Annotated in this window: 4 protein-coding genes; 1 reads left to right on the top strand and 3 read right to left on the bottom strand. The window is 37.5% G+C overall.

What is annotated here, in order from left to right; genetic code table 11:
• Window positions 1-177 precede the first annotated feature (177 nt).
• Together B9G53_RS15425 and B9G53_RS15420 are read right to left on the bottom strand one after the other, a co-directional pair.
• Window positions 178-396 carry a hypothetical protein gene (locus tag B9G53_RS15425; RefSeq protein WP_094533840.1) on the bottom strand — a complete coding sequence of 73 codons (219 nt, stop codon included), beginning with the start codon at window positions 394-396 and terminating at the stop codon, window positions 178-180.
• Between the two features lie 185 nt (window positions 397-581).
• Entirely contained in the window at window positions 582-2,792 is a 2,211-nt protein-coding gene (locus B9G53_RS15420; protein ID WP_094533838.1) for a polysaccharide biosynthesis tyrosine autokinase, read from the bottom strand.
• A gap of 570 nt (window positions 2,793-3,362) precedes the next feature.
• On the opposite strand from B9G53_RS15420, the gene B9G53_RS15415 reads away from it, so the two are divergent.
• Window positions 3,363-6,155: a polysaccharide biosynthesis protein gene (locus B9G53_RS15415; protein WP_254923673.1), complete on the top strand. Its 2,793-nt coding sequence runs from the start codon at window positions 3,363-3,365 to the stop codon at window positions 6,153-6,155.
• Window positions 6,156-6,310: 155 nt separating this feature from the next.
• Here the strand turns inward: B9G53_RS15415 and B9G53_RS15410 are convergent.
• The coding region (locus B9G53_RS15410; protein ID WP_141211795.1) for a transposase at window positions 6,311-6,674 on the bottom strand (364 nt) is incomplete at its 5' end.

Genomic DNA, 6,674 nt, shown 5'->3' with positions numbered 1-6,674 from the left:
ATTTACCACTGCTGATGCTCGCATTAAATTGCTTCGTCTCTATCCGTCAATAACCCTTTGACTGTCTACTAGTGAGCAAGCAGCATTTTTCCATGTGCGGGCTAAGCTGAGTTCTTGCTCTTACTTTTAGTCGTTTTGCTTGCTTACTGGTGATTGTCAGGTTGCCAATACAACTCTTCAGATGTCGCTCTTTTCCTGCTTTTGTGCCACTGCTTGCCTCGACAAAAAAACGCCGATTTTCGGGCTAACATTTTCTATCATTTGCTCTCGCACTGCTAGTTCTATCCCTTCCAAGGTCTTTAACTGCTTAATATTTTTTGCCTCTGCATTTCGATATAATATTGCGGCAATTCCTTGGCAGTATTCTTCTAACTTTTGTTGGTCTTCGGGTGTCATTGGCTTTGGGATGCGCTTTTTGTTCTATTATCTCATCCCTGTATCTATAAGTGTTTATACTTAGTGCCTAAGTGAGATGCCCCCGAAGTACACCTTATCCGATGAATAGCTTTTTTGTTCTCACTTTTCAAAACTGTCCGAAGTATTGAAATGAGATCTCAAAAAGTTTTCTGCACCGCTAAGCCCTATTGATTAGAGGTGTTTTTCAAAGAGGCGTTGCTATAGTAGGTATTGTTGAAGTACTGCTTACTTTTGGGATCTTGATTAGGATGTACTCCATTAATAACAAGCCCCATAATATTTTGACCTGATTTCTCAATCATTTCTTTGACAAAAACTGCATTTAATGAATCAACTATACCTGGTCTAGCTATTAATAAAATATTGTCAGATAATTGACCTAAAATTATCGCGTCGGCAGCTACACTTAACGGTGGAGTATCAATAATAATAAAGTCATAATGATTAGATAACTCATTGATAGTTGCTCCAAGTTTTGGAGAGTCTAAAAGACTAGATGGGTTTGCTGTTGATGAGCCCGATGTTAACAGATCAGGACTATTGATGTTTGTCTTGATTGCTGATAAAACCTTGGTATTACTGTCTAGGAGGTTGCTCAAGCCAATATCATTAGATGATGACCAGATTTCATGCTGACGTGGGTTATGGAGGTCAGCATCAATTAATAATACCTTTTGCTTGGTATGAGCCATTGCGATCGCTAAATTGGCAGAAACTGTAGACTTCCCTTCATTAGGAACAGCACTAGAAATAACTATAATTTTGTTTGCCTTAATCGAACCCAAATAATTTAAACTAGCTCTCAGCATCCTATAAGATTCCCATAAAGGTGATTGACCTTCATGCTTTAAAATTAGCTCAGATCTTGGTAAATCAAGATGAGGGATTATACATAATAGTTTGCAGTTAAATATTCTTCTAGTCTCTTCAATTGTCCAAATTGCTTTGTCACGATTCTCTATTAAAAATGAAGTAATTACTCCTAATAAAACTCCAATTAATGCCCCGACAATTGCATAGACAAGCTTCCACGGAGCCGATGGTTGATCGGGAATATCAGCCTCAGAGATGATGCGAGCATTGCCGATCGCCTGATTTTCGGCAATTCTGATTTCTTGTAGTTTTTGTAATAACTGCGTATAAGTAGATTGATACGCTTGTAATTGTTGATTGAGTTCTTGCTGCTTTTGTAATAATCTCGGGAAAATATTAGCTTTAGTTCTATATACCTCTCTAGTTTGACGTAAGCTTTCTAACTGACGAATGAGCCCTGTCCGTTTACCTTCTAATCGAACTAAATCTTGCGTTAGATTTTGTTGTAGCAAACCAACTTGCAAAATACTTTCTACATTATCATTTTTGGTTGGTGCTGCTTGCTGAATGCGATCGCGTAAAATTTGTTTGAGACGGTTAGCATCATTACTTAAGGCAACAACTATAGGATTACTATCTGTAAACCGATTTTTCTCAATAGCTAACTTACTTTCCACCTGTTGAAAGTCTTGTAAAGCTCTTTGTACGCCTTGTGAGTCGCTAATATTTGCTAATAAAATGGATTGCTCTGAGGAAAGATTGAGCTTACCTTGTAAATCACTTAATTGAGCCTCTGTATCTGCAAGATCAGCTTCAGCTTTATTAATTTGTCTCTGGGCATCAGCATCAATATTAACCGCCGATATTGCTTCTTGCTCAGAATTGACAACTTGGCTATCTTCTCTGAATCTTCTTAGCGCTGCTTCGGTATTACGTAGTTTTTTTTCTGCTTGGGGTAACTGATCTTCAATAAATAATCTTGCTGCAACTGCTTCTAGTCTATTGACGCGCAAATTATCTTCTAAATAATAATTCATGATGGTATTCACAACCATCACACCTCGTTTGGGATCTGTGTCATTGTATGTAATGGCTAAAACATCTGTTCCTCTTGATTTTTCAACCTTTAGCTTTTTTAAGAAAATACGGCGCAATATCAGTTTGTTCTTATCAGACTGTCCGAAGGATGGTGGATTAATAGGAACGTCGTTCCCGAAAAATTGCAAATAGAGCATTGGATCGGGAGGTATTTCTAAATCCTTTATGACTCTATCTATAATGGGTGCAGATTTGAGAATTTCTGTTTGGGTATCGAGAGGGAAAGCTGTATCAGACAGGGGAGTAAGTTCACTTAATTCTTTGCCCAAGCCCGTAAGTGAAGAGGTCGCACTTTCTCTTTTGACCAGTAACTTACCTTCAAGTTGGTAGATTGGCTTTTGGATAAATGAAAATAGTGTAATTAAGGAAGTTGTAACTACAAAGACTGTACTAGCAGGGATAATCCGCCTTTTTAAAATCAAGATGTATTTCTGTAAATCCGTAGTTTCCTCTGGTGAATTCATAGGAAGGGCGTGCCTAGCTAGCTTATTAATATTATCGACAAGTTACTATAAAATTTGCTTAATTATATTTAAAGTTTATTTATAAAACTTTTTGTTTGTGAAAATGTTTTATAAATAGGCAGAGCCTAATTTTAAAAGCGATGCTTGATTTTAGCTTTTGTCCATATTTTTATCTTAATTTATCACATAGATAACGAAGTGATTTATATCACAGGCGCATAATTTATGGATCACTGACGATTATTAATGGGTAGATTAGGATAATTTCTAATATTCAAATTTATGCCAGAGTAATTGTTGAGTTTTAGTTTGTAGTTAATTGACAAATATCGAATTGTAAAATTAGCATTGTTTATTCATAATAATACTTGTATATTGTATGTACGTTTTTAAATATTTTTTAAATTCTCTCTGGTAATGATTTATAGCCATTTCAAAAAACTATCATTCTTAATATATGGAAAAATAAAAATTAGTCAATTTATATTTAAACTTAATAATAAGATGAAAAAAAATTTTTTAGATGGTTCTAAATTAAGGAATCGCTATTATTTTATAGTTGATACTTTAATGTTTTTAATCATAACTACTTTGGCTTTAATTGTCAGATTAGATGGCAATATAAGTAGTATTCCTGATTATCAATGGTTACTTTGTTTTGCTACATTGTTTTTTGCAATCATTAAACTGGCTACATTGATTAGCTTTGGTATATACAGCCGATTTTGGCAGTATGCTGGGGCAAGAGACTTTATCGATATTGCTTCTGCGATTTTTCTCGCTACAGTAATTGAAGCTCTTGCTTTAGGTTGTCTATATAACCTATCAGGATCGAATTTTCCTGTAATCAGCAATTTGCCGCGATCGCTATTTTTGATTGATGCGTTGCTTAGTTTAGTCGCAGTTTCAGGATTTCGCTACGGAATGCGCGAACTGCTTCAGCATCGCAAGATTAGAAACGCAAAAGGCAAAGTGACTATGCCTCAAAGTAATACGAGGGTTTTGATCGTTGGTGCAGGTAATGCGGGAACTTCCCTCGTGCGACAAATGCAAGTCAGCTCAGAACATGGACTTCAGCCGATCGCCTTTATTGATGACAATCCTAGTAAGCTCTATCAAAAGATCCTAGGTATCAATGTTGTAGGTAACCGCTTCAAAATTGGTCATGTGATTCAGTCAATGCGAATTGACAAGGTAATTATTGCGATGCCATCCGCTGCGGGAGAGAATATCCGCGCCATTGTTGAAATTTGTAGTCAGAAGGATGTCCCTGTAATTACTTTGCCGAGTTTAACGGAAATTTTGAGTGGCGATCGCGGAATTAAAGTTAATAACTTACGGAATGTTGAGATTGAGGATTTATTGCGTCGTCAGCCGATTGAAACAGATCTACAGAAAGTATCAGAACTTGTGCGGGGTAAAAAAATCTTAGTCACAGGGGCAGGTGGATCGATTGGCAGTGAGATCTGTCGTCAAGTTTTTAATTTCCAGCCTAGTGAAATCATGTTGCTAGGTAAGGGTGAAAACTCCATTTTCTTGATTCATCAGGAACTAGAAAAAGCCATTCAGTCAATGGGACTTGATATTCCAGTTCCAAAACTGCACACTTATATTTGCGACATTCGCTCCTATTCTCGTCTTAAATATATATTTGAAAATTTCCGCCCTGACATTGTTTTTCATGCTGCAGCCCATAAACATGTTCCTTTAATGGAACTAAATCCACCTGAAGCGATTACCACTAATATATTTGGCACTAAAAATCTCGTTGAACTTGCTAACGCTTATAATGTCGAGAATTTTGTGATGATTTCCACGGATAAGGCAGTTAATCCCACAAATATTATGGGTGCAACTAAGCGAGTGGCTGAGATGGTGGTTTTGCAGGTTGCCAAAAAATATAAAAAATCGTTTACCATTGTACGGTTTGGTAATGTTTTGGGTAGTCGTGGCAGTGTGGTTCCCACATTTAAGCGACAGATCGCGGCAGGTGGACCAGTGACGATTACGCACCCTGATATTATTCGCTACTTTATGACAATTCCTGAAGCTGTGCAGTTGGTTTTGCAAACTTCGGTGCTGGGACGCGGTGGCGAAGTTTGTATGCTGGATATGGGTGAGCCTGTGAAAATTTTGGACTTGGCTAAGGATTTGATCTATCTTTCGGGTTATGAAGTCGGCAAAGATATTGATATTGTTTACACAGGTTTACGTCCAGGAGAAAAGTTATTTGAGGAGTTGTTTATTCCTGGAGAGAAGTATGAACGTACTGAGCATGAGAAGATTCGAGTTGTATGGAATGCCAGCGATCGCTTGCCTCAGCATTTAGACTCTACAATTGCTAAACTTGCTGAGGCGGCAGAATATAACGACTCTTGGGCTATCTGTAGCCTATTAAAGACGCTTGTTTTAGGCTATGTACCAAGTCTTGTGCTTAATTCGGAGGATGAAACGATTAGCAATCTAATGAGTGACAAACTGCGCGATTGCGCCCTTACAACAATCAATCAAAACCTGAAGATTGATATGAATAAATTAGCGCAGGTTTCAAGGTTGGAACATCTATATGATCAGTATGATCAGTCCAGTAATGACGGTATTGATTATTATCCAGTCTATCAACCTCGATTTTCAGCAAATGATTTACAGACTGCCCTAGAGGATCAGCAATTTATCTTCTACTATCAGCCTATTGTCGATCTAAAAACAAAAAAAACTATTGGATTTGAGTCATTTTTGCGATGGCAACATCCAGAACAAGGATTAATTGCCTCCTGTGATTTTATTGAAGATTTAGAAGAGTCAGGTTTGATTGTTGCACTGGGCTGGTGGACGATTGATGAAATCTGTCATCATATTAATATTTGGGAACAGCAATTTCCGAATAAACCAATTGAGATTAGTCTGAATTTATCGGTTCAACAGTTTTTTCATCCCGATTTATTAACGCAGATTACGACGATCATTTATAAATATGCAATTAGTCCTTCCAGTTTAGCACTGGAAATTCCTGAAAGTACGATTCGGAATAATCCGCAAATGGCAACTGTGATTTTGTCTAAGCTGAAGGCTTTAGGTATAAAACTACAGTTAGATAAGTTTGGTATCGATCTTGATTTTGTGAACTATTCGCAAGCGATGCCGCTGCTATATTCCCAATTTGATCGACTGAAAATTCATCAGACTGTAATTCAAGATTTAACCACTAACAATCAACTATTAATCTCTATTAACAAGTTTGCGCAAGCTCTGAATATAGATGTAATTGCTGTTGGTGTTGAGACTGCAGCCCAGCGAGATCATTTAGAGTCATTAAATTGTAAGTATGGACAAGGATATCTATTTGCGAAACCCAGTTATTAAAACCCCAAAGAAAGAATGAGGCAGTGCTTTACACTGCCTCATTCTTTTTATACCAATCTACGAAAGTGTAGGAATAACAAATAAATATAGCAAAAAAGGGATAGTTAGGACAGATAGCAGAAAGCTTGACTAACGGCATCCCATAAACTTTCCGCTCATGTAGGGAAATAGGTGGAAGGAGGAAAAAGAAGACGACGCAGGAAGTCAAAATCAATCCAACGTAGATTGTATGACCACTCAAACATGGCTACATAGAGATACAAATACTTTTTGTGAATACCTCGAAAGGGACGCAGGAAATTGCGTAAGCCAACCCAAATCCCTTCCATAGTATTGCAATGCACCTCGTAAAAGCCATCGCCATCATCATCGCGAGCATACTCACGCATAGAGTGACAAACAGTTTGACGCTCACGCCCAGAATCAGGTATGCGATTGTAGGCATCAGATTCATCGGTATAGACAGTCGTGGTCGGTAAAGTCGTTACCTCTACCTGCGGTTGAATCGTGATTTGTTGG

Origin of the sequence: Pseudanabaena sp. SR411 (assembly GCF_002251945.1) — a bacterium.
Taxonomy (GTDB): Bacteria; Cyanobacteriota; Cyanobacteriia; order Pseudanabaenales; family Pseudanabaenaceae; genus Pseudanabaena.
The sequence above is the reverse complement of the archived record's forward strand: the minus strand, read 5'-3'. Positions and strand labels throughout refer to the sequence as shown.